The 26,475-nt window shown below is 69.4% G+C and carries 30 protein-coding genes; 13 read left to right on the top strand and 17 right to left on the bottom strand.

What is annotated here, in order from left to right:
- Window positions 1-61 precede the first annotated feature (61 nt).
- Complete coding sequence (locus FG99_RS06065) at window positions 62-1,513, bottom strand: aminotransferase-like domain-containing protein (RefSeq protein ID WP_043268158.1); 1,452 nt, start codon at window positions 1,511-1,513, stop codon at window positions 62-64.
- A 174-nt stretch (window positions 1,514-1,687) separates the two neighbouring features.
- Between FG99_RS06065 and FG99_RS06070 the strand changes: the two genes are divergently transcribed.
- Window positions 1,688-1,918: a DUF1127 domain-containing protein gene (locus tag FG99_RS06070; protein ID WP_009614075.1), complete on the top strand. Its 231-nt coding sequence runs from the start codon at window positions 1,688-1,690 to the stop codon at window positions 1,916-1,918.
- 3 nt (window positions 1,919-1,921) lie between these two features.
- Here the strand turns inward: FG99_RS06070 and FG99_RS06075 are convergent, their stop codons facing one another.
- From FG99_RS06075 to FG99_RS06085, 3 genes are all read right to left on the bottom strand, one after another.
- Window positions 1,922-3,409: a YifB family Mg chelatase-like AAA ATPase gene (locus FG99_RS06075; protein ID WP_043268160.1), complete on the bottom strand. Its 1,488-nt coding sequence runs from the start codon at window positions 3,407-3,409 to the stop codon at window positions 1,922-1,924.
- Between the two features lie 184 nt (window positions 3,410-3,593).
- Window positions 3,594-3,860 carry an accessory factor UbiK family protein gene (locus tag FG99_RS06080; protein WP_043268162.1) on the bottom strand — a complete coding sequence of 89 codons (267 nt, stop codon included), beginning with the start codon at window positions 3,858-3,860 and terminating at the stop codon, window positions 3,594-3,596.
- Between the two features lie 92 nt (window positions 3,861-3,952).
- On the bottom strand, window positions 3,953-5,983 hold the full coding sequence (locus tag FG99_RS06085) for an acyltransferase family protein (protein ID WP_051878549.1): 2,031 nt from the start codon (window positions 5,981-5,983) through the stop codon (window positions 3,953-3,955).
- Between the two features lie 543 nt (window positions 5,984-6,526).
- Between FG99_RS06085 and glnK the strand changes: the two genes are divergently transcribed.
- From glnK to sutA, 4 genes are all read left to right on the top strand, one after another.
- A complete protein-coding gene (gene glnK, locus FG99_RS06090; protein ID WP_003457590.1) occupies window positions 6,527-6,865 on the top strand; it encodes a P-II family nitrogen regulator in 339 nt (112 codons plus the stop codon).
- Window positions 6,866-6,900: 35 nt separating this feature from the next.
- The gene (locus FG99_RS06095) at window positions 6,901-8,235 is read left to right on the top strand and encodes an ammonium transporter (RefSeq protein WP_009614064.1); all 1,335 of its coding nucleotides are present in this window, start codon (window positions 6,901-6,903) and stop codon (window positions 8,233-8,235) included.
- 101 nt (window positions 8,236-8,336) lie between these two features.
- The gene (locus FG99_RS06100) at window positions 8,337-8,762 is read left to right on the top strand and encodes a secondary thiamine-phosphate synthase enzyme YjbQ (protein ID WP_043268164.1); all 426 of its coding nucleotides are present in this window, start codon (window positions 8,337-8,339) and stop codon (window positions 8,760-8,762) included.
- 77 nt (window positions 8,763-8,839) lie between these two features.
- Window positions 8,840-9,163: a transcriptional regulator SutA gene (gene sutA / locus FG99_RS06105; RefSeq protein WP_009614062.1), complete on the top strand. Its 324-nt coding sequence runs from the start codon at window positions 8,840-8,842 to the stop codon at window positions 9,161-9,163.
- Between the two features lie 325 nt (window positions 9,164-9,488).
- Here sutA and FG99_RS06110 read toward each other — a convergent pair whose 3' ends face one another.
- From FG99_RS06110 to FG99_RS06135, 6 genes are all read right to left on the bottom strand, one after another.
- A complete protein-coding gene (locus FG99_RS06110; protein WP_043268166.1) occupies window positions 9,489-10,181 on the bottom strand; it encodes an HAD family hydrolase in 693 nt (230 codons plus the stop codon).
- Window positions 10,178-11,098, bottom strand: a complete 921-nt coding sequence (gene xerC / locus FG99_RS06115) for a tyrosine recombinase XerC (protein WP_009614060.1) — start codon at window positions 11,096-11,098, stop codon at window positions 10,178-10,180. The genes FG99_RS06110 and xerC overlap by 4 nt, the downstream gene beginning before the upstream one ends.
- A gap of 82 nt (window positions 11,099-11,180) precedes the next feature.
- Window positions 11,181-11,882 carry a DUF484 family protein gene (locus FG99_RS06120; protein ID WP_009614058.1) on the bottom strand — a complete coding sequence of 234 codons (702 nt, stop codon included), beginning with the start codon at window positions 11,880-11,882 and terminating at the stop codon, window positions 11,181-11,183.
- 25 nt (window positions 11,883-11,907) lie between these two features.
- Entirely contained in the window at window positions 11,908-12,738 is an 831-nt protein-coding gene (gene dapF / locus FG99_RS06125; RefSeq protein ID WP_043268168.1) for a diaminopimelate epimerase, read from the bottom strand.
- Window positions 12,739-12,748: 10 nt separating this feature from the next.
- Window positions 12,749-13,996 (bottom strand): diaminopimelate decarboxylase, encoded by a 1,248-nt coding sequence (lysA, locus tag FG99_RS06130; protein ID WP_043268170.1) that lies wholly within the window; start codon window positions 13,994-13,996, stop codon window positions 12,749-12,751.
- Between the two features lie 11 nt (window positions 13,997-14,007).
- On the bottom strand, window positions 14,008-14,148 hold the full coding sequence (locus tag FG99_RS06135) for an LPS translocon maturation chaperone LptM (RefSeq protein ID WP_009614052.1): 141 nt from the start codon (window positions 14,146-14,148) through the stop codon (window positions 14,008-14,010).
- A gap of 185 nt (window positions 14,149-14,333) precedes the next feature.
- Here FG99_RS06135 and FG99_RS06140 point away from each other — a divergent pair, with 185 nt between their 5' ends.
- From FG99_RS06140 to rnk, 4 genes are all read left to right on the top strand, one after another.
- Window positions 14,334-15,383: an AraC family transcriptional regulator gene (locus FG99_RS06140; protein WP_043268172.1), complete on the top strand. Its 1,050-nt coding sequence runs from the start codon at window positions 14,334-14,336 to the stop codon at window positions 15,381-15,383.
- 9 nt (window positions 15,384-15,392) lie between these two features.
- Window positions 15,393-15,728, top strand: coding sequence for an iron donor protein CyaY (gene cyaY / locus FG99_RS06145; protein WP_043268174.1), 336 nt, complete (start codon window positions 15,393-15,395; stop codon window positions 15,726-15,728).
- The gene (locus FG99_RS06150; protein ID WP_043268176.1) at window positions 15,706-15,906 is read left to right on the top strand and encodes a DUF1289 domain-containing protein; all 201 of its coding nucleotides are present in this window, start codon (window positions 15,706-15,708) and stop codon (window positions 15,904-15,906) included. Before cyaY ends, FG99_RS06150 begins: the two co-directional genes overlap by 23 nt.
- Window positions 15,907-16,014: 108 nt before the next feature.
- The gene (rnk, locus tag FG99_RS06155; protein ID WP_009614044.1) at window positions 16,015-16,422 is read left to right on the top strand and encodes a nucleoside diphosphate kinase regulator; all 408 of its coding nucleotides are present in this window, start codon (window positions 16,015-16,017) and stop codon (window positions 16,420-16,422) included.
- A gap of 40 nt (window positions 16,423-16,462) precedes the next feature.
- Here the strand turns inward: rnk and FG99_RS06160 are convergent, their stop codons facing one another.
- From FG99_RS06160 to FG99_RS06170, 3 genes are all read right to left on the bottom strand, one after another.
- Window positions 16,463-19,306, bottom strand: coding sequence for a class I adenylate cyclase (locus FG99_RS06160; protein ID WP_043268178.1), 2,844 nt, complete (start codon window positions 19,304-19,306; stop codon window positions 16,463-16,465).
- A gap of 132 nt (window positions 19,307-19,438) precedes the next feature.
- Window positions 19,439-19,672 (bottom strand): TIGR02647 family protein, encoded by a 234-nt coding sequence (locus FG99_RS06165; protein ID WP_043268180.1) that lies wholly within the window; start codon window positions 19,670-19,672, stop codon window positions 19,439-19,441.
- Between the two features lie 61 nt (window positions 19,673-19,733).
- On the bottom strand, window positions 19,734-20,006 hold the full coding sequence (locus FG99_RS06170; protein ID WP_043268182.1) for a hypothetical protein: 273 nt from the start codon (window positions 20,004-20,006) through the stop codon (window positions 19,734-19,736).
- An 89-nt stretch (window positions 20,007-20,095) separates the two neighbouring features.
- Between FG99_RS06170 and FG99_RS06175 the strand changes: the two genes are divergently transcribed.
- Window positions 20,096-21,082: a magnesium transporter CorA family protein gene (locus tag FG99_RS06175; RefSeq protein WP_009614036.1), complete on the top strand. Its 987-nt coding sequence runs from the start codon at window positions 20,096-20,098 to the stop codon at window positions 21,080-21,082.
- Window positions 21,083-21,309: 227 nt separating this feature from the next.
- Window positions 21,310-22,197 (top strand): polyphosphate kinase 2, encoded by an 888-nt coding sequence (gene ppk2, locus FG99_RS06180; protein ID WP_232244603.1) that lies wholly within the window; start codon window positions 21,310-21,312, stop codon window positions 22,195-22,197.
- A gap of 18 nt (window positions 22,198-22,215) precedes the next feature.
- Here the strand turns inward: ppk2 and FG99_RS06185 are convergent, their stop codons facing one another.
- Window positions 22,216-22,980 (bottom strand): hypothetical protein, encoded by a 765-nt coding sequence (locus tag FG99_RS06185; RefSeq protein ID WP_043268184.1) that lies wholly within the window; start codon window positions 22,978-22,980, stop codon window positions 22,216-22,218.
- A 224-nt stretch (window positions 22,981-23,204) separates the two neighbouring features.
- Window positions 23,205-23,900 carry a Crp/Fnr family transcriptional regulator gene (locus FG99_RS06190; RefSeq protein ID WP_043268186.1) on the bottom strand — a complete coding sequence of 232 codons (696 nt, stop codon included), beginning with the start codon at window positions 23,898-23,900 and terminating at the stop codon, window positions 23,205-23,207.
- A gap of 79 nt (window positions 23,901-23,979) precedes the next feature.
- Here FG99_RS06190 and FG99_RS06195 point away from each other — a divergent pair, with 79 nt between their 5' ends.
- The gene (locus tag FG99_RS06195; protein WP_043268188.1) at window positions 23,980-24,504 is read left to right on the top strand and encodes an Mpo1 family 2-hydroxy fatty acid dioxygenase; all 525 of its coding nucleotides are present in this window, start codon (window positions 23,980-23,982) and stop codon (window positions 24,502-24,504) included.
- A 6-nt stretch (window positions 24,505-24,510) separates the two neighbouring features.
- On the opposite strand, the gene FG99_RS06200 is transcribed toward FG99_RS06195, so the two are convergent.
- Entirely contained in the window at window positions 24,511-25,299 is a 789-nt protein-coding gene (locus FG99_RS06200) for an MmyB family transcriptional regulator (protein ID WP_043268189.1), read from the bottom strand.
- Between the two features lie 129 nt (window positions 25,300-25,428).
- Between FG99_RS06200 and FG99_RS06205 the strand changes: the two genes are divergently transcribed.
- A complete protein-coding gene (locus FG99_RS06205; RefSeq protein WP_043268191.1) occupies window positions 25,429-25,833 on the top strand; it encodes a hypothetical protein in 405 nt (134 codons plus the stop codon).
- Between the two features lie 36 nt (window positions 25,834-25,869).
- Here FG99_RS06205 and FG99_RS06210 read toward each other — a convergent pair whose 3' ends face one another.
- Entirely contained in the window at window positions 25,870-26,460 is a 591-nt protein-coding gene (locus FG99_RS06210) for a 2-hydroxychromene-2-carboxylate isomerase (RefSeq protein ID WP_043268193.1), read from the bottom strand.
- Window positions 26,461-26,475: the final 15 nt, after the last annotated feature.

A 26,475-nucleotide genomic window follows, 5' to 3' on the forward strand; every position in this document is an offset into this window, starting at 1 on the left:
GCAAGACAGCCACTCCTACGACCGTGCCTCCCCAACACCGTCGCCCAGGCGCTATGCCCCTTCACGCCAGGACGACATCCTCCCCGGCCTCGGCGTGCAGTTCCTCCACCAGCCGTGTGGCGCAGGCGCCGACCTTGCGCACGGCTTCTTCGATACGTGGCAGGTCGCGGTTGGAGTAGTTCATGCGCAGGCAATTGCGGTACTTGCCGGCGGCCGAGAAGATGCTGCCGGCCGCCACCTGCACGCGCTCGGCCTGCAGTTCGCGGTTCAGCCGCACGCTGTCGAACTGCGGGTGCAGCTCCACCCAGAGCATGAAGCCGCCCTGCGGCCGGGTGGCGCGGGTGCCTTCGGGGAAGTAGCGGGCGATCCAGTCGGTCATCAGGTCGCGGTGGCGCTGGTACTGGGCGCGCATGCGGCGGATGTGCGGTTCGTAGTGGCCGCCGCCGACGAATTCGGCCAGGGCCATCTGCGGCTGCGGCGCGCAGGTGCCGCTGGCGATGTACTTGAGGTGGAGGATGCGGTCCAGGTAGCGCCCCGGCACCACCCAGCCGGTGCGCAGGCCCGGCGCTACGGTCTTGGAGAAGGAGCTGGCCAGCAGTACGCGGTCGTCGCTGTCGAAGGACTTGATGCTGCGCGGCCGTGGGTAGGCATAGGCCAGCTCGCCGTAGACGTCGTCTTCCAGGATGGGCACGTCGTAGCGCTGGGCCAGGCTGAGCAGGGCGCGCTTGCGCGCGTCGGGCATGATGTAGCCCAGCGGGTTGTTGCAGTTGGGGGTGAGCAGGATCAGCTTCACCGGCCATTGCTCCATGGCCAGTTCCAGGGCCTCCAGGCTCACCCCGTTGGTCGGGTCGGTGGGGATTTCCAGGGCCTTCAGGCCTTGGGCCTTGAGCGTCTGCATGGCGCCATGGAAGCTCGGCGAATCGATGGCGACGATGTCGCCCGGCTGGCAGATGGCGCGCAGGGTGATGGCCAGGGCCTCCTGGCAGCCGGTGGTGATGATCGTTTCGCTGGGCGGCACCTGGCAGCCGGAGTCCAGCATCAGCCGGGAAATCTGTTCGCGCAGCGCCAGCGAGCCCTGCAGGCCTTCGTAGCCCAGGGCCTGCAGGTCGGTGCGCCGCGCGGCGTTGGCCATGGCGCGCTGCAGCGGCTTGAGCGAGGGACTGGCGATGTCCGGGGTGCCGCGGCCGAGCTGGACGAAGTCGCCGCCGGGGGCGTGGCGCACCTGCTCCAGCACCTGGTCCCACTGCGATACGTCCACCGGCCGTTGCGCCGGCCGGGTCATCGCCGGCATGGCCGGCTGCGGGCGCCGTTCGGGGACGAAGAAGCCGGACTTGGGCCTCGGCTCGACCAGCCCGGCATCCTCCAGCACCCGGTAGGCCTGCTGCACGGTGCTGATGCTGACGCCGTGCTCCTCGCTCAGTGAGCGCACCGAGGGCAGGCGGTCGCCGGGGCGGTACAGCCCCTGCTCGATGCGCTCGCCGAGGGTGGCGGCCAGTTGTGCGTAGCGTTTCATGACAGATGCCCCGTGCCGCATCGTGGCGGCAAAGACCAGTACAGATCGGGCAAAAGTACGCCATTCAGTTGGTTTTTTCCGCTGTCTGTATGGAAAAAATTCCATTTCTTTGAATCTGTAATGCAGTCTGTCCTTTCGTCACTCTATCCACAGGCTCGGAGGAGGAGTGACGACATGAACGGCATGACAGACGTGCGCTTGACCTTGTATCAGCGCGAACTGCTCGGCATCGACGACGGCAGCCTGGCTCCGCGCGGCCCGGCGGAAAGCCGCTGGCGCCAGTTCTGGCGGCGGGTGCGCACGCGCAGGCAACTATTGGAGCTCGGCGACGAGCAGCTGCGTGACATCGGCATTTCCCGCGAGCAGGCGCGCATCGAGGCGCTGCGGCCGTTCTGGCGCTGCTGAGGCTCAGTGACCGGCGCGGTATTGCAGGGCCTCGGCCAGGTGCGAGCGGGCGATGCGTTCGGCGCCTTCCAGGTCGGCCAGGGTGCGGGCGACCTTGAGGATGCGGTGCAGGGCGCGCAGGGACAGGTCCAGGCGCTCGCCGGCGGTTTCCAGCCAGGCCTGGTCCTGATCGTCCAGTGCGCAGTTTTGGTGCATCGACTTGAGGTCGAGAACGGCGTTCGCGCAACCCTGCCGCGCCAGTTGCCGCTCGCGGGCGCTGGCCACCTGCGCGGCGACCTCGGCGCTGCCCAGGCTGCCACTCTGAGGGACGAGGCGCGTGGTCTCGCGGCCAACGGTCAGGTGCAGGTCGATGCGGTCCAGCAGCGGGCCGGAGAGCTTGGCGCGGTAGCGCTGGATCTGCTCCGGGGTGCAACGGCAGCGGCCGCTGGGGTCGCCCAGGTAGCCGCAGGGGCAGGGGTTCATCGCCGCCACCAGTTGGAAGCGCGCCGGGAAGCGCACCCGGCCGTTGGCCCGGGCGATCACGATTTCTCCCCCTTCCAGGGGCTCGCGAAGCACTTCCAGGACCTTGCGATCGAACTCCGGCAGCTCGTCGAGGAACAGCACGCCTTCGTGGGCCAGGGTGATCTCCCCGGGTTGCGGCCGGCTGCCGCCGCCCACCAGCGCGGCAGCCGAGGCGCTGTGGTGCGGCTGGCGGAACGGGCGCTGCGGCCAGTGCGTCAGCGGCCCGCGCCCGGACACGGAGTGGATGGCCGCCACCTGCAGCGCCTCGTCTTCGCTCAGCGGCGGCAGCAGCCCCGGCAGGCGGCTGGCCAGCAGCGTCTTGCCGGTGCCCGGCGGACCGCTCAGCAGCAGGTTGTGCGACCCGGCCGCGGCCACCAGCAGGGCGCGCTTGGCCGCGGCCTGGCCCTGGACCTCGGCGAGGTCGGGGTAGGGCGGGGTTTCCCGCAGCAGGCCGCGGGCCTGGTAGGGCGCCAGGGGCGTCTGGCCGGTCAGGTGCGCGGCCAGTTCCAGCAGGTGGCCGACGGCGTAGACGGTCAGGCCGCTGGCCAGGCTTGCTTCCTCGGCATTCTCCTTCGGCACCACCAGGGCGCGGCCGGCGGCGCGTGCCGCCAGGGCGGCCGGTAGCACGCCCTGCACCGGGCGCAGGGCGCCGGACAGGGCCAGTTCACCGAGGCATTCGAGGCCGTCCAGGCTGGCGCCGGCCAACTGGCCGTTGGCGGCGAGCAGGCCCAAGGCGATGGCCAGGTCGAAGCGTCCGCCGTCCTTGGGCAGGTCGGCCGGGGCGAGGTTGAGGGTGATGCGTCGGGCGGGGAATTCGAAGCCGGAATTGAGGATGGCGCTGCGCACGCGGTCCTTGCTTTCCTTGACCGCGGTTTCCGGCAGGCCGACCAGGGTCAGCGACGGCAGGCCGTTAGCCAGGTGCGCCTCGACGGTGACGCCGGGAGCCTCGACGCCGACCTGGGCGCGGCTGTGGACGATGGCCAGGGACATGGATGGGGCAGCCTCTTCCCTCACAAACCGCCAGTCTAGGAGGTCAGGGAAGCCGGGACCATGCTGGAGGCCGCTGTAATGCTGCCGATGTCCTGTGGGAAGTTTCTTGTTGGCCCGGGTTGGTGAACACGAACGGGAAAAAGGCGGGAGAGGAATCGCTTTCTCCTTTCCCAACCCCTGCGGCTTATTCGGTCCCGGCGGGCGGCGTGAGCCTGGCTTCCAGTTCGGCGACCTTGGCCTCCAGCGCCTCCAGGCGGGCGCGGGTACGGGCGAGCACCACCATCTGGCTGTCGAACTCGTCGCGGCTGACCAGGTCGAGCTTGCCGAAGGCGCTCTGCAGCAGGACCTTGAACTGCGCCTCCAGCTCGGCGCGGGGCAGCGGCGATTCACCGCCGAAGAGGCGGCTGGCCTGTTGGCCGAGGGCGTCGAGGAAGGCTTTGGGCGGCAGCATGGCGAGGGTTTCCGGTTGGGACTGGGTGGGGAGTCTATCACGCTGCCCGGTGCTGCTGGCGCGGACCGGGCAGCCGCCGCGAGTGCCCCGCGCTAGCGCGGGGGATCGGCCTGGGCCGTGGACAGGTCCGCGAAGACCTCGGCGAACATGGGCGCCAGGAGCCGGCTGCCCGCCGCGTTCAGGTGGTTGTCGTCGGCGTAGTAGGCCTGCCCTTCCCGGCCGCCGTAGCATTGCCCTTCGTCGCACAGGTAGGGAAGCGGATCGAGAATTTGCACGCCGCAGGCTTCCCGGGCGCGGTCCTGCACGCTCCAGACGAAGCCGTTGCGCGCCTCGTAGTCGGCCCGGCTGAGGGTGACTTGCGGCGCCTTCCCCTGGAGCATCTTCCGGCTCATCACATCCGGTACGTCGACGCGCATTTCCGGTATCGGCCGCACCAGGTAGACCGGGCGCTGCCGCGCCAGGGCGCAGGCGTGGTCGATGTAGAGCCGGGCGAACGCCTCGAGCCATTCGCTGCTGGGCTCGTCCACGGGCGAGCTGATGTAGGCCTGCGGCCGGTTCTTGCGGTTCTGGTCGATGCCGTTGTAGCCCAGCGGGTAGACGGAAGTGCGGGTGACGATGATCAGCGGCACCCGGCCGGGCGCGTCGCCGAGTTCGGCCGGCAACTGCCGGCGCAGGCGGTTGCAGGTGTCCTCCGGGTTGTCGCGCGGGTGTTCGCGGATGTGCAGCCCGGGAACCGGCAGGCAGGCTGGCGCGGCCCGCAGGTAGATGCCCTGGCCGGCGTCGGGCAGCGCGAGTTGCGCGGCGGTGACCACGGAGGCGGCATGGCTGTCGCCGATGAGCATGGCCTGGATGTCCGGCCCACCATACACGCAGCCCGCGCCCTTGCTCAGGCACTCCTCGTTGCGCGGCGTGCCCTGCAGGGCCTGTTCGCGCATCGCCAGGATGTCCGCGGGCATCCGTTGCGGAAAGCCTTTCGCCCTGACCACCACCTGCGCCAGGTAGCCGGCGAGGATCATCAGGCCGGCCAGTCCGGCCACGGCGAACGCCCGCCTGCCCGTGCCCAGCCGGCGCCGCGTCGGCTGTTCCACCAGTCGGTAGGAAAGCTCGCCCAGTATCAGCGTCAGCAACAGGGCTGCGGCGATCCACAGGGGCGCTTGCCGGTGGCCGGCATGGAACAGCCAGGCCACCAGCGGCCAGTGCCACAGGTACAGGGAGTAGGAGCGCGTGCCCAGCCACTGGACGGCGCCATGGGTGCACCACGGCGAGGTTTCCCGCCGGGCCGCCAGCACCATGGCGGTTCCCAGGGTCGGCAGCAGCGCCAGTGCGCCGGGCCAGGCGGCGGATTCGTCGAGCAGGAACACCGACGCGCCTATCAGCGCCAGGCCGCCGGCTTCCAGCAGGCGCCGCGCCGTCGCCGGAAGCCCGAGGTTCGAGCAGAGCAGGAAGCACAACCCGCCCAGGAGCATTTCCCAGGCGCGGGCGGGCAGGAGGTAGAAAGCCTTTTGCGGATGGCTGGCGGTCAGCGCGATGCACAGCGCCAGCGAGCAGGAGAACAGCGCCAGGTGCACGCCCACGAGCGTGCCGCGCCGGGGCAACAGCTTCCAGGCGAGGGCGAGGATGAGTGGCAACGCCAGGTAGAACTGCCATTCGACGGACAGCGACCAGGTGTGCAGCAGCCATTTCGCCTGGCTGGCGCTGTCGAAGTAGCCGGCTTCCTTCAGATACAGGTGATTGGACAGGAAGGCCAGGGACTGTCGGGCGTGCCGGCCGAGGGTCTTGTAGTCGTTCGGCGCCAGCAGCAGCCAGCCGATGGCCAGCACGACCGCGCAGACCACCAGCAACGCCGGAAGGATACGCCTGGCCCGGGCCCAGTAGAACGCCAGGATGGAGAAGTCGCCACGCTGCAGGCCGGTGCCGATGATTCCCGCCATGAGGTAGCCGGAGAGCACGAAGAACACGTCCACGCCGGCGAATCCGCCGGCCAGTCCGCCGACGTCGAAGTGATAGAGGATGACCGCGACCACCGCCAGGGCGCGCAGGCCGTTGATGTCCTGCCTGAAGTGGTTGGCGGGCGTGGGGGTCGCCTGGCCGGGCCAGGCGCGGCGGCTGGGAAGAAGGCTCATCGCTGGTTTTCCGCAAATCGGCGAAAGATAGGTCTTTCGACTCCTGCGGCGACGCCCGCTCGGATACTGAGGAACTTGCCTTCAGGCTTTCGGAAAATCCCTTCGGATAGATGGCCCTGGTCCAGTGCTGGTCGAGCCTCTTCCCTATGGCGCCGCCCGGATGACCCTGGTCGGCCCCCGCGTTGGCCGGAAAAAGCAGGGCGCTGCACAATTTTTGCGCAGGCATGGCGGCAGGACTGCCCGCTTCTGGTGCGCGACATGGCACCCGGCCATCGCCCGGCGCCCGGTGTTTTTCGCTAAGCGGCTGAATCGCCGGGCTTTTCGCCGAGCTGGCAAGCTTCCTGCTTTGGGGCTGGCATAGCGTGCACCGATGCAGGTCCGGTGCGGCTGGCGGAGCTGACGAGCGCTTCGCGGGAAGCGGCTGGAGGAGTCGGAGTGCTGAGGTAGGGCGGCCGGCGCGTTACAAAGCCAGACACTGCGCTTAGACTTGTCCCCGGGTTCGTTTTCCTGGGGCGAGTCCACCAAAACACGGGAGAGAGTTTCATGAAGCTAGTCACAGCCATCATCAAGCCGTTCAAGCTCGACGACGTGCGCGAGTCGCTGTCCGAGATCGGCGTGCAGGGCATCACTGTGACCGAAGTCAAGGGCTTCGGCCGGCAGAAGGGGCACACCGAGCTGTACCGTGGTGCGGAGTACGTCGTCGACTTCCTGCCCAAGGTGAAGATCGACGTGGCCATCGCCGACGACCAGCTGGACCGCGTCATCGAAGCCATCACCAAGGCCGCCAACACCGGCAAGATCGGCGACGGCAAGATTTTCGTCGTGAATCTGGAACAGGCGATCCGCATCCGTACCGGCGAGACCGGTACCGACGCCATCTAAGCCAACCGAACCCCACCGCCCCAGGAGAAACAACAATGACTCTGCGCAAGTTCGCAGGGCTAGGAGCCCTTTTGTCCCTCGCAATGCCTGGCCTGGCCATGGCGGACGAAGCGGCGGCCCCGGTCCTGAACAGTGGCGACACCGCCTGGATGCTGATTTCCAGCGCCCTGGTGCTGATGATGACCATCCCCGGCCTGGCCCTGTTCTACGGCGGCATGGTGCGTGCCAAGAACGTCCTGTCGATCATGATGCAGTGCTTCGCCATCACCGCGCTGATCAGCATCCTGTGGGTCGTCTACGGCTACAGCCTGGCCTTCGACACCGTCGGCATGGAGAAGGGCGTGATCAACTTCGCCTCCTTCGTCGGCGGCTTCGACAAGGCCTTCCTCAGCGGCCTGACCAGCACCGGCCTGACCTCCGCCGCGGCGCTGTTCCCGGAAAGCGTCTTCGTGATGTTCCAGATGACCTTCGCGATCATCACCCCGGCGCTGATCGTCGGCGCCTTCGCCGAGCGCATGAAGTTCTCCGCGCTGCTGATCTTCACCGGCCTGTGGTTCACCCTGGTCTACGCCCCCATCGCGCACATGGTCTGGAGCGGCGACGGCGGCCTGCTGTGGGACTGGGGCGTGCTGGACTTCGCCGGCGGCACCGTGGTGCACATCAACGCCGGTGTGGCCGGCCTGGTGGCCTGCCTGGTGATGGGCAAGCGCAAGGGCTACCCGACCGCCGCCATGGCCCCGCACAACCTGGGCTACACCCTGGTCGGCGCGGCCCTGCTGTGGATCGGCTGGTTCGGCTTTAACGCCGGTTCCGCCGCCGCCGCCAACGGCACCGCCGGCATGGCCATGCTGGTGACCCAGATCGCCACCGCCGCCGCCGCCCTGGGCTGGATGTTCGCCGAGTGGATCACCCACGGCAAGCCGAGCGCCCTGGGCATCGCTTCGGGCGTGGTCGCCGGCCTCGTGGCCGTCACCCCGGCCGCCGGCACCTGCGGCCCGATGGGCGCCATCATCCTCGGCCTGGCCGCCGGCGTGATCTGCTTCTTCGCCGCCACCACCCTCAAGCGCGCCATCGGCTACGACGACTCCCTGGACGCCTTCGGCGTGCATGCCGTCGGCGGCATCGTCGGCGCCCTGCTGACCGGCGTGTTCGCAGCGCCGGCCCTGGGTGGCTTCGGCACCGTCACCGATATCGGCGCCCAGCTGTTCATCCAGTTCAAGGGCGTGGCCTTCACCATCGTCTACACCGGGATCGTCAGCTTCGTGATCCTCAAGGTGCTGGATCTGGTCATCGGCCTGCGCGTCACCGAAGAAGAAGAAACCGTGGGCCTGGACCTGGCCCTGCACAACGAGCGCGGCTACAACCTGTAAGGTTCGCGCGAGTTCGACGAAGGGCGCCTACGGGCGCCCTTTGTTTTTTTCTGCGCTTCGCTAGAATGCGCCCGCATCGGTAGCCAATCGGAGGCCTCGCCATGTGGCAGCAGACCCTGATCACCCTGCGCCCGCGGTCGCGCGGTTTCCACCTGGTCACCGACGAGGTGCTGGCGGCATTGCCGGACCTGGCGCGCTGCCGGGTCGGCCTGCTGCACCTGCTGTTGCAGCACACCTCGGCGTCGCTGACGCTGAACGAGAATGCCGACCCCTCGGTACGGCGGGACTTCGAGCGATTCTTCAATCGCCTGGTGCCGCAGGACGAGGGTGGCTACGAGCACGATTACGAAGGGCCGGACGACTTGCCCGCGCACTTCAAGGCCAGCCTGCTGGGCTGCCAGCTGACCCTGCCGGTCAGTGCCGGGCGCCTGGCGCTGGGCACCTGGCAGGGCATCTACCTGGGCGAACACCGCGATCACGGCGGGCCGCGCAAGGTGCTGGCGACTCTGCAGGGCGAGGCTCTGTGAATTTTTTCCGGCAGCGTTCGTCAAAGCGCGCGGCTGGGCTATAACTAACCTGCTTTGCAGCACCACGAGGTTGAGCGATGAGCGACGAAGAACTTGAACAAGACGAGCTGGAAGGTGCCGACGAGGACGACGGCGAAGAGCTGGCCGCGGCTGACGATGGCGACGCCGATGGCGAAGCCGACGAGGCCCCGGCTTCCTCTGGTGGCGGCAAGAAAGCCAAGGCAGCCGTAGAGGAAGAGGAACTGCCCTCGGTGGAGGCCAAGCAGAAGGAGCGCGACGCCCTGGCCAGGGCCATGGAAGAGTTCCTCTCCCGTGGCGGCAAGGTCCAGGAGATCGAGCCCAACGTGGTCGCCGATCCGCCGAAGAAGCCGGACAGCAAATACGGCAGCCGCCCCATCTAAGGGCGACGTCGTGAAAAGGCCCGCCCTCCCCGGAAGGGGAGCGGCGGGCTTTTTCTTTGTGGTGGCCCGTGGGCGCAGTGCTCTTCGTAGGATGGGTTGAGCCTTGCGAAACCCATGCGGTCGGGGTGATGGGTATCGCTTCGCTCAACGCCATCCTACGGGTCTTGTGTTTGCCGGAGGGCGTAGGAGCGGACCTTGTCCGCGATAGCCGGAGGTATCGGCGCGGATCGCGGATGAGATCCGCTACGCTGCCCCAGCCGCGCCGCTCCCCTGTAGGAGCGCGCCCTACGATGAACCATCGGCGCTCCCTCGAGGAGCGTTTCGATTACAGCCGCGCCAGCACCCCGGGCAGTTCCGCGAGGCTGTGGATGATCGCGCTGGGCGCTTCCTCGCCCTCCCAGGCCTTGCGCGCCGGGTTGAACCAGATGGCCTGCAGGCCGGCGCGGCGGGCGCCGGCTATGTCGTCGCTGGGGTGGTCGCCGATGTGCACCGCCTGCTGCGGCTCAACGCCGGCGCGCTTGAGCGCTTCCTGGAAGGGCTTCGGGTCGGGCTTGCCGATGCCCAGCTCCTCGGCGCACAGGGCGAACTGGAAGTAGTCGGCCAGCCCCAGGCGGCGCACGTCGGCGTTGCCATTGGTGAGCACGCCGAGGATGAAGCGGTTGGCCAGGGCCTCCAGGGTCGGGTGCACCTCGGGGAACAGGCTGACCTGATGGCGCGCATGCAGGAAGACCTGGAAGCCGGCTTCGGCCAGGTCCGCCGCTTCCGCCTGTGGATAACCGGCGTCGAGCAGGGCGTGCAGGAGGATGCGCCGGCGCAGCTCGCTCAGGCGGTGTCTGAGCATTGGGTCCTGCTGCATCAGCCGCGCGCGGATCGCCCACAGGTGCTCGATGGGCACCGGGCCCAGTTGCGCGGCGTTCGCCGCCAGCCATTCGCGCAGGGTGGCCTCGGCGCTGTTCATCACCGGGGCGACGTCCCAGAGGGTGTCGTCGAGGTCGAAGGTGACCAGCCGGATGTTCATTCCTCGGCTCCTGTATCGGTATCGCGTTTGACGCGCCTGGCCCGCGGGTGGGCGTTGTCGTAGACCTTGGCCAGGTGCTGGAAGTCCAGGTGGGTGTAGATCTGCGTGGTGGCGATGTCGGCGTGGCCGAGCAGTTCCTGCACCGCGCGCAGGTCCTGGGAGGATTCCAGGATATGGCTGGCGAAGGAATGCCGCAGCATGTGCGGGTGCAGGTGCTGGCCGAGTTCGCGCACGCCGGCCTGACGCACCCGCAGCTGCACGGCGCGCGGCGTCAGGCGCTTGCCGCTGTGGCCGACGAACAGCGCGCGGTCGGCCGGGCGGACCATCTCGCGCAGCGGCAGCCAGTCCTCGATGGCCTTGCGCGCGGCGCGCCCCACCGGCAGTTCGCGGACCTTGTTGCCCTTGCCGAGCACCCGCACCAGGCCGGCGGACAGGTCCAGGCCGTCGAGGTCCAGGCCGACCAGCTCGGACAGGCGCAGGCCGGAGGAATAGAACAGCTCCAGCATGGCCTGGTCGCGGCGGGCGATGAAGTCGTCCTCCAGGGCGCCGTCGAGCAGTTGCCCGGCGCGGTCGGCGTCGAGGGTGCGCGGCAGCTTGCGCGCGGCCTTGGGCGCGGCCAGGCCGTCGGCGGGGTTGTGCCGGCAGCGGCCCTCGCGGATCAGGTACTGGTAGAGCCCGCGCACCGCCGAGAGCAGCCGCGCCAGGCTGCGGCTGGCCAGGCCCTGGGCGTGCAGGCGGGCGACCTGCGCGCGCAGCTCGCGCACCTGCAGGTCGGCCCAGTCGGCGATGCCGTTCTTCTCGCACAGCGCAACGACCTTGAGCAGGTCGCGCCGGTAGCCGGCGAGGGTATGCGCGGACACCTGGCGCTCGCTGCGCAGGTGTTCGAGGAAGGCATCGAGGTCGGCTACAAGCTTCAAGCTTCAAGCTCCAAGTGAAAAGCCCGGCTTCCACCGCGTTGCCTTGCTTGCGGCTTGAAACTCGAGGCTTGCCGCTGCCTGGCTAGCGTACCGACCGCAGCGGCGTGGAGAAGCGCGGCAGGACGCGGGCCAGGACCTCGGCCACGTAGCCGAGGAACAGGGTGCCGAGGGAGCTCTTGTAGTGCTGCGGGTCCGGGCTGCCGATGGCGAGCACGCCGTGCAGGCCCTGGAAGGTCAGCGAGACCACTGCCGCCGAGCCGACGCCGTCGCGTTCGGTTTCGCCGAACAGGAAGGCCAGCTCATGGGGGCGCAGCACGCCGCACACGGTCTTGCCGCCGGAAAGCAGCCCGCCGATGGCCTGGTGCGCCTCGGCGCTGCTCACCGAGCGGCCCACCGGCAGGTTGTTGTCGCTGAACAGGATCAGGCTGACGTAGGGCACCTGGAACTCGTGGCGCAGGCTGTCTTCCACGGTGCTGACCACGTCCTCCAGGCTGGTGGCGTCGAGCAGGTCGAGCACCAGGCGGCGGGTCTTGTCGAACAGCCGGTCGTTGTCGCGGGCCACGTCCATCAGCTGCGCCAGGCGGTGGCGCATCTCGATGTTGCGCTCGCGCAGCAGGCGCACCTGGCGTTCCACCAGCGAGACGGCGTTGCCGCTCTCGTGGGGGATGCGCATCTCCGGGATCAGCTCGTCGTGCTCGACGAAGAATTCGGGATGCTCGCGCAGGTACTCGGCGACCTGTTCGGCATCCAGCGGCGGGCGGTGTTCCGGGCTGTTCTCGGTCATGGGCGTCTCGGCTTGGCGTCTCGGGTTACAGGCGGACCTGGCCTTCGTACACCCGCACGGCGGGCCCGGTCATCATAACCGGCTGGCCGGGGCCTGCCCACTCGATGTTCAGGCGGCCGCCCGGCAGGTCGATCTGCACCGGCGAGCGCAGCCAGCCCTGGCGGATGCCGGCCACCGCGGCGGCGCAGGCGCCGGTGCCGCAGGCCAGGGTCTCGCCGACGCCGCGCTCCCACACGCGCAGGCGCGCATGGTTGGCGTCGAGCACCTGGAGGAAGCCGATGTTGGCCTTGGCCGGGAAGCGCGGGTGCACTTCCAGTTTCGGGCCGAGGGTGCGCACCGGGGCGCTGTCGACGTCGTCCACCCGCAACACGCCATGGGGGTTGCCCATGGAGACGGCGGCGAGTTCGACGCTCTGCCCGTCGACTTCCACGGCGTAGCTGGTGGCTTCGGAGTCGGCGACGAAGGGCACCTGTTCCGGCGCCAGGCGCGGCGCGCCCATGTCCACGGTGACCTGGCCGTCGTTGGCGACGCTGAGCTCGATGATGCCGCCCTTGGTCTCGACGCGGATGGTCTTCTTCATGGTCAGGCGCTTGTCCAGCACGAAGCGGGCGAAGCAGCGCGCGCCGTTGCCGCACTGTTCCACTTCGCTGCCGTCGGCGTTGAAGATGCGGTAGCGGAAGTCGACCTCGGGGCTGCCCGGCGGCTCGACGATCAGCAGCTGGTCGAAGCCGACGCCGGTGTTGCGGTCGCCCCAGCTCTTGACGTGGCGGGGCAGCACGTGGGCGTGCTGGCTGACCAGGTCGAGGACCATGAAGTCATTGCCCAGCCCGTGCATCTTGGTGAAGCGCAGTAGCATGGTTTCGGCCTCACTCCGGCAGCAGGCTTTCGCCGGCGTAAAGCTCCTGGACGGTCTCGCGGCGGCGCACCTCGAAGGCCCGCTCGCCATCCACCAGCACCTCGGCGGCGCGGCCGCGGGTGTTGTAGTTGGAACTCATGACGAAACCATAGGCGCCGGCCGAGCGGATCGCCAGCAGGTCGCCTTCTTCCAGGGCCAGCTCGCGGCCCTTGGCGAGGAAGTCGCCGGTCTCGCAGATGGGGCCGACCAGGTCGTAGGTACGTTTCTGGCCCGCGCGCGCGACGACCGGGGTGACCTCCATCCAGGCCTGGTACAGCGCCGGGCGGATCAGGTCGTTCATCGCCGCGTCGATGATGGCGAAGTCCTTGTGCGCGGTGTGCTTGAGGTACTCCACGCGGGTCAGCAGCAGGCCGGCGTTGGCCACGATGTAGCGGCCCGGCTCGAACACCAGGGTCAGCTGGCGGCTGCCCAGGCGCTCGCGGATGGCGCGGATGTAGTCGCTGGCCGGCGGCGGGGTTTCGTCGCGGTAGCGCACGCCGAGGCCGCCGCCCAGGTCCAGGTGGCGGATCAGGATGCCGCGCGCGGCCAGGCGATCGACCAGCGCCAGCAGGCGGTCGAGGGCGTCGAGGAAGGGCTCCAGCTGGGTCAGCTGCGAGCCGATGTGGCAGTCCACGCCTTTCACTTCCAGGTTCGGCAGCTCGGCGGCGCGGGCGTAGATGGCCTCGGCCTCGTCGATGTCGATGCCGAACTTGTTCTCTTTCAGCCCGGTGGAGATGTAGGGGTGGGTCTGGGCGTCCACGTCCGGGTTCACCCGCAGCGACACCGGCGCCTTCACGCCCAGTTCCGCGGCCACTTCCTGCAGGCGTTCCAGCTCCACGGCGGATTCGACGTTGAAGCAGTGCACGCCCACTTGCAGGGCGCGGCGCATGTCGTCGCGGCTCTTGCCGACGCCGGAGAACACCACCTTGGCCGGGTCGCCGCCGGCGGCCAGCACGCGTTCCAGCTCGCCGCGCGAGACGATGTCGAAGCCCGAGCCCAGGCGCGCCAGGACATTCAGCACGGCCAGGTTGGAGTTGGCCTTGACCGCGAAGCAGACCAGGTGCGGCAGGCCCTGCAGGGCGTCGGTGTAGGAACGGAACTGCTGCTCGATGTGAGCGCGCGAGTAGACGTAGGTGGGCGTGCCGAAGCGCTCGGCCAGCGCCGACAACGCCACGCCTTCCGCGAACAGTTGCCCGTCACGGACGTTGAATGCCTCCATGTGCTGCTCCCTTACAGACCGTAGCGGTCCTTGCTGTGCTTGCTTTGGGCTTGCTGGTCGTCCGGCAGGTACAGCGGGCCTTTCTGGCCGCAGCCGGCGAGCGCGGCGCTGAGCACGGCGAGCGCGACGAAGGGAAGAAGCAGTCGCTTCATGGCGGAATCCTTGTGATCAAAGCGTAATTGGACCGGAGTATACCGGCCCCCCGGCGCCTTGCCTATGCAAGCGGACTCCCGCCCGGCGGGGCTTCCAAAGGGGCTGGCGGGGGCCGCTCGCAGCAACGCGGTTTGCGATCAGCCCCCGCCAGCCCCTAGGATCTGACAGAAAAAACGGAGGATCCATGCAAGCCCCCGTCCCACTCGCCGGTTCCATTTCCATCTCCTACGTGCAGGGCCTGGTGGACCACCTCGAGCGTCGCGGCGTCGCGCCGCAACGGCTGCTGGCCGGCGTCCAGCTCGAGCCGTCGATCCTCGACCAGCGCGAGGCGCGCATCGCCGCCAGCGTCTATGTCGATCTGCTGGAGCTGGGCCTGGCGCTGAGCGGCGACGCCGACCTCGGCCTGCACCTGGGCGAGGCCGTGCGCCCCGGCCACTTCGGCGTGCTCGGCTACCTGCTGATGAGCTGCGCGACCCTCGGCGACGCCCTGCACCGCCAGGCGCGCTACGCCGAGCTGGTGGGCAGCCTGGGCCGCGTCGAGCTGGCCGACGAGCCGCCGCGCGCCGGCCACGAGCCGCTGGTGCGGCATAGCTGGGAGCCTTTGCTGCCACGCCAGCAGCGCCAACTGGCGGAAGAGACCCTGGCCTGCTGGCTACGCTTCGGCCACTGGATCAGCGGTTTGGAACAGGCGCCGGTGGAAGTGCGCTTCCGCCACCCGGCGCCGGCCGATACCACCGAGCACCGGCGCATCTTCCGCTGCCCGGTGCTGTTCGGCCAGGCGGACAACGCCCTGGTCTTCCCCCGGCGCCTGCTGGCGCTGCCCCTGGGCCAGGCCGACAGCCAGATCCAGCGCACCCTCGACGCCTACGCCGGGCGCCTGCTGGAGAGCATCCGCCGCGGCGAGGGCGTGCTCGAACGGGCACGCCAGTGCCTGGCCGAGCGCCTGCCGGAGCAGGCCGTGGACCTGGAGGCCCTGGCCCGCGAGCTGGCCCTGAGCCCGCGCACCCTGCAGCGCCGCCTGCGCGACAGCGGCCTGTCGTTCAGCCGCCTGGTGGACGAGACGCGCCAGCAACTGGTGCTGCACCACCTGCGCGACCCGGCGCTGGAGCTGGCCGACGTCGCCAGCCTGGTCGGCTTCAGCGAGACCGGCTCGCTGGCGCGGGCCTTCCGCCGCTGGACGGGGCAGAGTCTCGGGCAATACCGGCGTACACTGCAGCCTTTGGCAGATTCCTGAGGACAATGCATGAGCAGCATGAGCGAAGCCCGTTTCCACGACCTCGTCGACGAGGTGCAGGCCACGGTGGAAGACGCCTTCGATGACAGTGACCTGGACGTGGACCTGGAGAATTCCGGCGGCGTGCTGACCGTGCGCTTCGAGAACGGCAGCCAACTGATCCTCAGCCGCCAGCCGGCGCTGCGCCAGTTGTGGGTGGCGGCGCGCTCCGGCGGTTTCCACTTCGACTACGACGAGTCCGGCAGCCTGTGGCTGAGCGACAGCACCCGCGAGCCGCTGGGCGCGCTGCTCAACCGGGCGGCCCTGGAGCAGGCGGGCGCGGATGTCGAGTTCCCCGGCCTCTGAGGCGCCGATCCCCTCGCCCTGCTGCCGGCGCTGCTGCCTGGACGAGGGCGACGTCTGCCTGGGCTGCGGGCGCAGCCTGGCGGAGATTCTCGAATGGAACGAGGCCGACGGCATGCGCCGGCGGCAGATAGTCGAGGCCGCCCTGGCACGCCGCAAACCGCTGTGGCCGGGCCCCTGACCGGGTGGTCTTGCTTATTCGCGGTACTGTGTTAGTGTCCGCTGAAAACCCCGCCTTGGGCGGGGTTTTTCTTTTTTCGATCCACTGCCAAGGAGTCTGCCGGCCATCATGACCACCGCACCGTCCATCACCGTTACCCGTCTCGACCTGCAACGTCTGGAGCGCCTGCTCGACAGCCTGGAAGAGTACGGCCCCGCCGCCGAAGCGCTGGAAGCCGAGCTGTCCCGCGCCAACGTGGTCGGCCACGACGAGGTGCCGCCGGGCGTGGTGACCATGAACTCCACCGTGCGCTGCCGCGAGGAAAGCAGCGGCAAGGAGTACCTGCTGACCCTGGTCTACCCGGAGGACGCCGGCGGCGAAGGCAAGGTGTCCATCCTCGCGCCGGTGGGCACCGCGCTGCTGGGCCTGACCGTCGGCCAGAGCATCGACTGGCCGGCCCCGGGCGGCAAGACCCTCAAGCTGAGCCTGCTGGACATCACCTATCAACCAGAGGCCGCCGGCGACTACAACCGCTGAGCGTCCGTCACGATCTGCTGCGCACCGCCCGGGCCGGGCCTTAGGCCTCGGCCAGGGCCTGGTTCAGCGCGCTTTCCAGGCGCTGCTTGTAGCGCAGGTAATGGATGCTCTGCAGCGCCGACTCGGCGGCCACCGCCGACAGGTCCAGGTCGGTGATGTAGCAGGGGTAGCGCTCCTGCCCGCGGCGCTGGGCGAGGATGTGCCGGGCCACGGCCTGGAACAGCCCGGCGCCGTACTCCAGTTCGGAAAACTCGCGGTGGTTGCAGTACAGGGTGATGCGCGAACGCTGCCCCGCCCCCGGCTCGACGATCGCCTGGACGTTGTAGTAGGGCCGCTCCTGTGCGCTGGGCGGCGCCTGGCGGCGTTCCACCCGGCGAGCCCGTCCGCGGCCGGCCGGTAGCAATTCGTAATAAATGATTTCCTGCACCGGCTGCGCCTCGCCCAGCGGCAGCTGCGCGCTGCGCCGGTAGAGCATGGCCTGGAGGAAGCGCTGCAGCGGCACCAGCAGCGTCTGCTCGTCGTCGCAGGCCTGGCGGCCGTGCCACAGGGAGTTGCGTTCGTCCAGCAGGTAGAGCGTGGCCTGGCCTTCGTCCAGGCGGTAGAACACCTGCAGGCAGCCGGGGCGGCCGAGCGGCAGCAGCAGCGCCAGGTCCTCGCCTTCCAGGGCGTGGCGGTCCAGGTGCAGCGGGCTGTAGGCGCCCTGGCGTTCGCCCAGGTGTTCGAGCAGGGCCGGCAGGTCGGCCAGGCTCTGGTGGCTGACCTGGCCCGGCTGCAGGCGCAGCAGGTGGTACTGCTGGCGGATCTGCAGCAGGTAGCGCCCGCCGTTGCCGCTGGCCAGCTGGGCGTAGGCGTCCTGGAACAGTTCCTCGACGCGCTGGGCAATGGCCGCCGCGCGGTTGCGGCAGAAGCAGCGCACCAGCAGGCGCGGCGGCGCGGCGTCGGCGGGCAGGGCGTTGAGATAGTCGCGCAGGCAGTCGAGCAGCGCGCCGGGGCCGGCGTAGCGGCTGACCAGCAGTTCGTTCCAGCTGTTCAGGGTGACCTGGTCGAGGCTCAGCACCAGGTTGTCGCGCATGCCGGAGTAGCCCAGCGAGTCGGTGCGCCCGCTGGTCATGTGCAGGTTGGCCTGGCTGTGCTGGCGCAGCGGGTCGAGGCCGACGTTCACCAGGATCAGCACGCTGGCCGGGGCGCTGGGGCGCAGCAGGGCGCTTTCGGCCACTTCTTCCAGGGGCATGGGCATGGCTTGCTGCAGGCCGAGCAGCAGGTTGCCCAGCTCGTGTTCGCTCAGGTCGCTGTCGCAGGGCTGCAGCGACAGGCGGGTGCCGCCATCGATCACGCCGTTGCGGTGGCTCCAGGCCAGCAGCTCGATCAGCTCGCGGGCGCGCTTGAGCGGCGCGTAGTCGGCCAGCTCGGCGCCGGTCAGGTTGCCCGGGAACAGCGCCCAGGAACCGCCCTCGGCGGCGTTGCCGGCGGGCAGGCGGGCGAGGGTGAGGAGGTCTTCGCCCAGGTCCGGGGCGATGCCCGGGTTGATGTGCTCGACCTTGCCGGCCTTGCGTTCGAAGGCGGCGTACAGGCGCCGGCCGAGCACGCCCAGGTCGCGCGGGTCGATGTCGCTGGCGGCCTGCTGCTGGCGGGCGAAGCGCGAGAGGAAGCGGTAGCTGTAGGTCAGTTCGTTGACCAGGGCGCGGCGCTCCAGGGTGACCTGGCGCACCTTCCACTGGCTGCGCGCGTCGAGCAGGCCGAGCACGCGCCCGTCCCAGCCCCAGGCCGCGGTCAGGCGCTCCATCAGCAGGCGTTGCCAGCTCTTGCGGCCCTGCTGCGGGCGGCGGCTGAGCTTCTTGCCGACCTTCAGGTACAGGCAGCGGCGCACCAGCTCCAGGCGCTCCTGCTCGCCGCGCGCGATCAGGTATTCCTCCAGGCGCCGGTAAAGCAGGATGTACGGGTCCAGCTCGTCCAGTTCCAGGCGCCCGGCGTAGACCTCGGCCTTGAAGCGCAGGGCCAGGCAGGCGACCTGCGGGTGCTCGCTGGCGTAGACCTCGCTGAGCAGCAGCTTGAGCACCGCCTTGTAGGGCGAGGTGATGCCCTTGAACAACTGCCACATGCCCGAGCCGACGAACTCGCCGGGCGGGATGTGCGCCAGGTGGCCGAGGTCGAGGACTTCCTCGTGGCGGATGAAGCGCTTGCTCAGCAGTTGCTCGACGTAGTCGCGATAGCGCCCTTCCTCGTATTCCGGCACCAGCCACCACAGCGGCGTGCGCCCGCCGAGCCAGATGGCGGTGCGGTAGAACTCGTCGAGCAGCAGGTAGTGCTGGCTGGTGCCGCAGTCGTCGGAGGTCAGCCGGGCGTTGCGCGCGCCGCTGACGAAGCCGCGCGGGTCGATGAGGAAGCAGTGCACCTCGGCGCCCTGGCCCGCGGCCCAGCGCTCCAGCAGCTCGCACTTGCGCTGCAGCTCGGCCACCGCGCCGGGCGCGAGCCCCGGGGCGTGGCAGACCCACAGGTCGAGGTCGCTCCGCTCCTCCTGGGCCACCGTGCCCAGGCTGCCCATCAGGAACAGCCCGTGGATCGGCAGGTCGGCCTCGCCGCGGCGCGGCTTGTAGCTGAACGAGCGGGTCAGGCGCTGGGCTTCGGCCAGCAGCTCGTCGTCGGGGACGAAGCCGCACAGCCCCGCCGGGGTGGCGCCGGAGACGTAGCCGGGCAGCAGCGGGTGGTTGACGTCCAGCAGCAGCGGCAGCAGGCGCAGCACCAGTTGCTGGCGGCTCGACAGCGCGGCCGTGGCGCGCTCCAGGCGCCCCTGGTTGATCGCCAGGAAGCGCTTGCGCAGGCGCGCCAGGACCTTGCGGTCGATGCCGTCGTCGATGTCCGGACGAATCTCGTGGGTGAAGGTCATGGCCTGCCGCGGTCAGCTATCGGGCGGTTATGGCTGAGTGCCATTACCGCATGGACTGCACTGTATATCGACCGCGGCGGGGCTGTCCTTAAGGAAATGGGGCGGGCCGCCGATGGATGGCGGCCGCGGGGTTCAGGGCTTGAGGATGTTCAGCAGCACCTGGGCGTGTTCGGCGGCGTCCAGCCCCAGGCTGGTCAGGTAGCCGCCGTCGGGCTGGTCGATCAGGCCCTTGGCGTGCAACCGCCCGGCCGCTGCGACGGCCGTCGGGGCCGCGTCATGGTGGATCTTCAGGCCTGCCTGGGTGTTCTCGAGATCGAACAGGGCAAGCAATTCCAGTTCCGCTACCAGCTCTTGGGTGAAGGCCATGGCGACTCCTCGGTGGCGATGTGGCCCCAGTTTAGCCACAGCCACCCCGCGCTCGGCAAGCTCATTCCTCGCCGGGCAGCTGCGGCAGATCGCGCAGGGCCTGCTCGTACCAGGCGCCATCGAAGGCGCGGTCCTCGGCGAGCATCGCCTGGATCTCGTGGGCCAGCACCATGGCCATCATTTCCAGGGCTTCCTCGCGCTCGTAGCCGACCAGGGTCAGCTTGTTGAGCACCGCACGGGCCGCCGCCGGCTCGCCGCTTTCGATCTGGTTCTCGATGGCCTGGATCAGGGTTTCTGCCGCGAAGGATTCTTCGCCGTCGTCGATGTCGCTCATGCCGGGTGGCTCCGTGCGGGCTTGTGCAGCCGGGGGAAGTTGTCCAACCTGCGCAGACCTGGATGGCCGCAGAAGGACGCGGATGCGACATGATCACCTATTACACCCTCGACGGCGACCGCTTGCAGCGCCACACCGGCGAAGTCGGCGCGGCCATGCCGGCGGGCACGCTGTGGATCGACCTGCTGCACCCCACGGAAGAGGAGGAGCGCCTGCTGGAGTCCTTCATCGAAGTGGACGTGCCGACCCGCGAGGAAATGGCCGAGATCGAGGATTCCTCGCGCTTCTACGAGAGCAAGGGCGCGCTGTACATGACCACCTCGGTGGTCAGCGGCATCCGCGAGCACCGGCCGAACACCGCCGAGGTCACCTGCGTGCTCACCCCGCAGTGGCTGGTGACGGTGCGCTACGCCGACGTGCTGTCGTTCCGCACCTTCGAGACGCGGGTGCAGCGCAGCGGCTGCAAGGGCGCCAGCGACCTGCTGTTCGTCAACCTGATGGACGCGGTGGTGGACCGCATCGCCGACGTGCTGGAGTCGGTGCAGGGCCAGTTGGACACGCTGTCGCGGGACATCTTCACCGACCACGGCGAGCTGCCCCGTTCCCGCGTGCCCAAGACCGACCTGCAGCAGATCGTCAAGCAGCTGGGGCGCACCAACTCGCTGCTGTCCAAGCTCAACGAGAGCCTGCTCAGCGTCAGCCGGCCGCTGGCCTATTTCCGCCAGAGCGGCAACGGCAACGCCTGGATCAGCGAGGAAGCGCGCCTGGGCATGAAGTCGGTGGAGCGCGACGTGCGTTCGCTGGGCGAGTACCAGTCGAAGATGTCCGCGGAGATCACCTTCCTGCTCGACGCCACCCTGGGCCTGATCAACATCGAGCAGAACAGCATCATCAAGGTGTTCTCCATCGCCGCCGTGCTGTTCCTGCCGCCGACCCTGGTGGGCACCGTGTACGGCATGAACTTCCAGCACATGCCGGAGCTGGCCTGGGCCAGCGGCTACCCGCTGGCGCTGGTGGCCATGGTGGTCTCGGCGATCATCCCCTACCTCTGGTTCAAGTTCCGCGGCTGGCTGTAGCGCCGCCGGGGCGTGCGGCCTTGATATCGATCAAGATCGCCGCACCCGGCGGCTAGCAGAGTGGGGGAATCGCTCGCCCGAGCCCCCATGTCTCACAGGAGGAGACCATGCCGCAGCCCGATGCCAAGAACCCGCCCGTCCTCGCTGCCCTGGAGGCCCCGACGCCGACCCGCGGCGGCGAGGAAATCCGTGCCCAGAGCCACGGCCCGGTCGCCCTGACCGTGGCCATGGCGCCGCGCGGCAGCAACGAGGATTCCGGCTCCGCCGGCCTGCCTTCGTCCTACCCCTACCGCAAACGCCTGCAGCGCAAGGAATACGAGGCGCTCAAGGCGCAGCTGCAGGTGGAGCTGCTGAAGGTGCAGAGCTGGGTGAAGGAGACCGGGCAGCGCATCGTGGTGCTCTTCGAGGGCCGCGACGCCGCCGGCAAGGGCGGCACCATCAAGCGCTTCATGGAGCACCTGAACCCGCGTGGCGCGCGGGTGGTCGCCCTGGAAAAGCCCAGCGACGCGGAAAGCGGCCAGTGGTACTTCCAGCGCTACGTCCAGCACCTGCCCACCGCGGGCGAAATGGTCTTCTTCGACCGCTCCTGGTACAACCGCGCCGGCGTCGAACGGGTGATGGGCTTCTGCACGCCGCGCCAGTACCTGGAGTTCATGCAGCAGACCCCGGAACTGGAGCGCATGCTGGTGCGCAACGGCATCCAGCTGTTCAAGTACTGGTTCTCGGTCAGCCGCGAGGAGCAGCTGCGGCGCTTCGTGTCGCGCCGCGACGACCCGCTCAAGCACTGGAAGCTGTCGCCCATCGACATCCAGTCGCTGGACCGCTGGGACGACTACACCCAGGCCAAGGAGGCGATGTTCTTCCACACCGACACCGCCGACGCGCCCTGGGTGGTGGTCAAGTCCGACGACAAGAAGCGCGCGCGGCTGAACTGCCTGCGCCACTTCCTGCACACGCTGGACTACCCCGGCAAGGACCTGGCCATCGCCCACGCCCCCGACCCGCTGCTGGTGGGGCGGGCGGACCAGCTGGACCGCGACGAGCTGGCGCGCCCGCATGCCACGCCGCCGCTGCCGCGCCAGGTCGAGGCCAGCGAGAGCGCACCGGCGGCCTGAAGGGCCGCCGGGCCCGCCTCACTGCGCCTGGCTGAGCTGCATGAGCTGGCCGGCCAGCTCGCGGGCGTGGCGTTCGACGATGATCGGCGCCCAGGGCCGGCCGGAGGCGCTGACCAGGGCGTTGCTCTTGCTGTTCATGTCGCCCAGGGCGGTTTCCAGGTAGTTCCAGCGCATCTGCAGCTTGCCGCTCGCCGCGCCCGGCGGCAGGCGCGAGAGGCTGCGGCTGATCAGCGGCAGCAGCGTCTTCTCGTCCTGGCCGAGGTAGCTCTGCGGCGCCTCGCGGGCGATCTCCAGCACGCCCAGGTAGGAACGCGCCAGGTACTGCACGGAAAGGTATTCGATGCGCACCGGCACCTGCCACAGCGGCAGCTCGTCGGCCGCGGACGGCGGCACGAAGCGCTCGACCTGGCCGAGGAAGTCGCGCAGGGCGCGGCTCAGGTCCGGCAGGTAGGTCCAGGGCAGGTCCTCCTCCTTGGGGCCGTAGGTGGTGCCGGCCTGGATCTGCGCGAGCAGCGCCTGGTGGGCCTTGCGCAGGCCTTCGTCGGCCTTGGCGTAGCTTTTCACCGCCGCGTCCAGGGCGGCCAGGTCGGCCTTCAGCTGGTTGGCGTGGTTCTCCTGGAAGCCTTCGCCGCGCAACAGCATCAGGCTGCCCAGGGCCCGGCAGGCGTCGACCTGCATGGCCTGCAGCTGTTGCTCGTCGCTGGGCAGGTTGGCCCGGGCGGGCAGGGCGAGGAGGGTGAGAATACAGACGAACAGGTACTGCAGGAGGTATTTGCGGTTCATGGCGGGAGTTTCCCTGTTGTTCTTGTTGGCCGCCTGGCCACGCCTTGGCGGGCGTGGGTGGTTTCGCGAACGGCGCCGGCCTTGCCTGGCCGGCCGGTTACCTGCGAGGGGTCACCGTACCGGGGCGCGCTCCCCCTGGCGCCCCGCCCGATGCTCCGGGCCAGCAAAGGCTAGCGCCTGCGCCGGCCGTTGCAACCGATCGAAAGAGTGATTCGCCGACGCCATCATGCTTCCTCGCCCGCGGCCAGACGCAGGCCGTGGGCGTCGAGGATCTCGATGCCGGCATAGCTCAGGCGCAGCACGCCGCGGGCTTCCAGCTCCTTGAGCAGGTGGTTGGTGGTCTGCCGCGACAGCCCGAGCATGGCCGCCAGCTGTTCTTGGGGCAGGTGCAGCTCGCGCTGGCTGGCCTGCGCCTCGCCGTAGCTGGCGGCCAGCATCAGCAGGCGCCGCGCCAGGCGCTGGGCGGCCGGCAGCAGGGCCTGTTCCTCCAGCACGGTGAAGGCCAGGCGCAGCTTGTGGCTCATCAGCAGGGCGAAGTCGCGCCAGTACTGCGGCTTTTCGGCGAGCAGCGCATGCAGCGCCGGCAGCGGCACCTGCAGCAGGGTGGTGGGGCCTTCGGCGTAGGCGTCGTGGGTGCGCGGCTGGCCGTCGAACAGGCAGATCTCGCCGAACCAGTTGGGCGCCTCCACCAGGGCCAGCAGCGCCTCCTTGCCGCTGGCGCCCACCGCGCCGACGCGCATCCTGCCTTCGACCACGCAATACAGCCCGCAGGGGGCGTCGCCGCGGGCGAACAGGCGCTGCCCGGCGGGCAGGCGGCGGACGATGGCGGCCTGGCCGAGGGCTTCGCGCAGTTCGGCGGGCAGGTGCTGGAACCAGCGGCCGGAGGCGATGCGTTGCAGGCTGTCGGCGGTGTCGGGCATGGGCTTTGTCGGCTAGTTGACAGAGTGGTACGGCAGTCCCGGCCATGATGCCAGCACCTTGCCCGAGAACGACAGAACAATGAAAACACTCGTCGACCACCTGGCGCAGTACGCGGCCTACCACCGCGACCGGCGCAACATCCTCAGCCACTTCATCGGCATCCCGATGATCGTCCTGTCCATCGCCGTGCTGCTGTCGCGCCCGGGTCTTGAGGCCGGCGGCCTGCTGCTGGCCCCGGCGACCCTGCTGGCGCTGGCCGCGCTGGCGTTCTACCTGCGTCTGGACCTGCGCTTCGGCGTGCTCATGGGCGTGCTCCTGGCGCTGTCGTTGTGGGCCGGCGCGGTGCTCGCCGCGGGTTCCACCGCCAACTGGCTGGCCTGGGGCATCGGCCTGTTCGTAGTGGGCTGGGTCATCCAGTTCGTCGGCCACTGGTACGAGGGGCGCAAGCCGGCCTTCGTCGACGACCTGGTGGGGCTGGTGGTCGGCCCGCTGTTCGTCGCCGCCGAGGCGGCCTTCCTGCTCGGCCTGCGCGACGAGGTGCGCCATGCCGTGGAAGAGCGCGCCGGGCCGACCTGCATCCGCGAGCGCAAGGCGGCTGCCTGATCTCCCCTAGCCCGCGCCGGTGAGCCGGCGCAGGATTTCCGCGCTGCGCGCATCGGCGGGGAAGAAGGTTTCCAGCGCCAGTTCCGAGAGCGTCACGTCCACCGGCGTGCCGAACACCGTGATGGTGCCGATCAGGCTGAGCACGCCCAGCTCGGTGTTCAGTTGCACCGGTATCAGCACCATGTCGCCGCTGGCCTGCTCTTCGTGGGGCGGCGCCGGGTAGAGCGCCAGTTCGTCGCGCAGGGCCTGCAACTGCGGGTCGCCGCTGGCGTCGATGTCCCGCTGCAGGCGCGCCATCACGTGCGCCTTCCATGGCCCCAGGTTGAGAATGTTCGGCGCCAGGCCGCGCGGGTGCAGGCTCATGCGCAGCACGTTGCAGGGCGCGGCGAGCAGCTCGGGGGCCACGCCGATGAGGAAGACGCTCACCGCGTGGTTGGAGGCCAGCAGGTTCCAGTGGCGGTCCACCACCATCGCCGGGTTCGGTTCGTGGGCCTTGAGCAACTGGTCGATGGCCTGCCGCGCCACGGTCAGCGCCGGGTCGTCCAGCGCCCGCTCGGAATACACAGGCGCGTAGCCGGCGGCGCCGAGCAGGCGGTTGCGCTCGCGCAGCGGGATGTCCAGCTGTTCGGCCAGGTGCAGGAGCATCTCGCGGCTGGGCAGGGCGCGGCCGGTCTCGACGAAGCTCAGGTGGCGCGTGGAGATGTCCGCGTCGCAGGCCAGGTCGAGCTGGCTGAGGCGGCGGCGCTGGCGCCACTGGCGCAGCAGGGCGCCGACGGGGAGGGTTTGGCTGTCCATGGGAACGAACGATAGACCTCCGTCCGGGGCCCGGCCATTACCTGGCAGGTAATCGACGCTGTGCCCGTTGCGGCGGATTCTTCGGCCAGGCGCCGCGGACCGGCGGCGCTTCGTTCAGGAGGATTCGCCATGACTCTGCTGCAACCGTCCCCGCTGCTCCGCCGTTCCCTGCAACTCGACGCCCTCGCCGGCGGCGCCACCGGCCTGCTGCTGGCGCTGGCCGCCAACCCGCTGAGCGAGCTGTTCGGCCTGCCCGCCGTACTGCTGATGGTGGCCGGCATCGTGCTGCTGCCCTTCGCCCTGGTGCTGGCCTGGATGGCCAATAGCGAACTGCTGTCGCGCACCGGCGTCTGGGCGGTGATCGCCGCCAACCTGCTGTGGGTGCTGGAAAGCCTGTTCCTGCTGCTCAGCGGCTGGGTGCAGCCGACCGTGCTGGGCTGCGCCTTCGTCATCGGCCAGGCGCTGGTGGTCGGGGTGCTGGCGGAGCTGGAGTTCTTCGGCCTGCGCCGCTCCGCCGCGCTGCATACCCTGTGAGGCCCGAGGGGCGGCCTTGCGGGGCCGCCCTTCGCCTCAGGCCAGCGCCTCGCGGACGAAGTCCAGGCGGTCCTGGCCGAAGAACATCTGGTCGCCGACGAACAGGGTCGGCGCGCCGAACATGCCGCGCTTGATGGCCGCCTCGGTGTTGGCCTTGAGCGCGTCCTTCACTTCCTGGTCCGCCGCCAGCGCCAGCAGCGCCTGTGGATCGAAGCTGGCCTCGGCCAGCAGCGGGCCCAGCACCGCCGCGTCGCCCAGGTTCAGGGCGTCCACCCACATGCCCTTGAACACGCAGGCCAACAGCGCCTCGAAGCGTTCCGGCTGGCGCAGCTGCACGCCGGTGGCGGCGCGCATCAGCAGCAGGGTGTTGATCGGGAAGTGCGGGTTCATCTTCAGCGGCACGCCGTAGCGGCGGGCGAAGCGCTGCATGTCGATCAGGGTGTAGCGGCCCTTGGCCGGGACGGCGATGGGCGAGACGTTGCCGGTGGCCTGGAACACCCCGCCCAGCAGCACCGGGCGGTAGACCAGCTCGGCTCCGGCCGCGGCGCAGATGCCCGGCAGTTGGGTGTAGGCCAGGTAGGAGGTGGGGCTGCCGAAGTCGAAGTAGAACTCGACGCTTTTGCTCATGGGTGATCCCTCTTT

Source organism: Pseudomonas sp. AAC (assembly GCF_000725445.1).
Taxonomy (GTDB): domain Bacteria; phylum Pseudomonadota; class Gammaproteobacteria; order Pseudomonadales; family Pseudomonadaceae; genus Pseudomonas; species Pseudomonas citronellolis.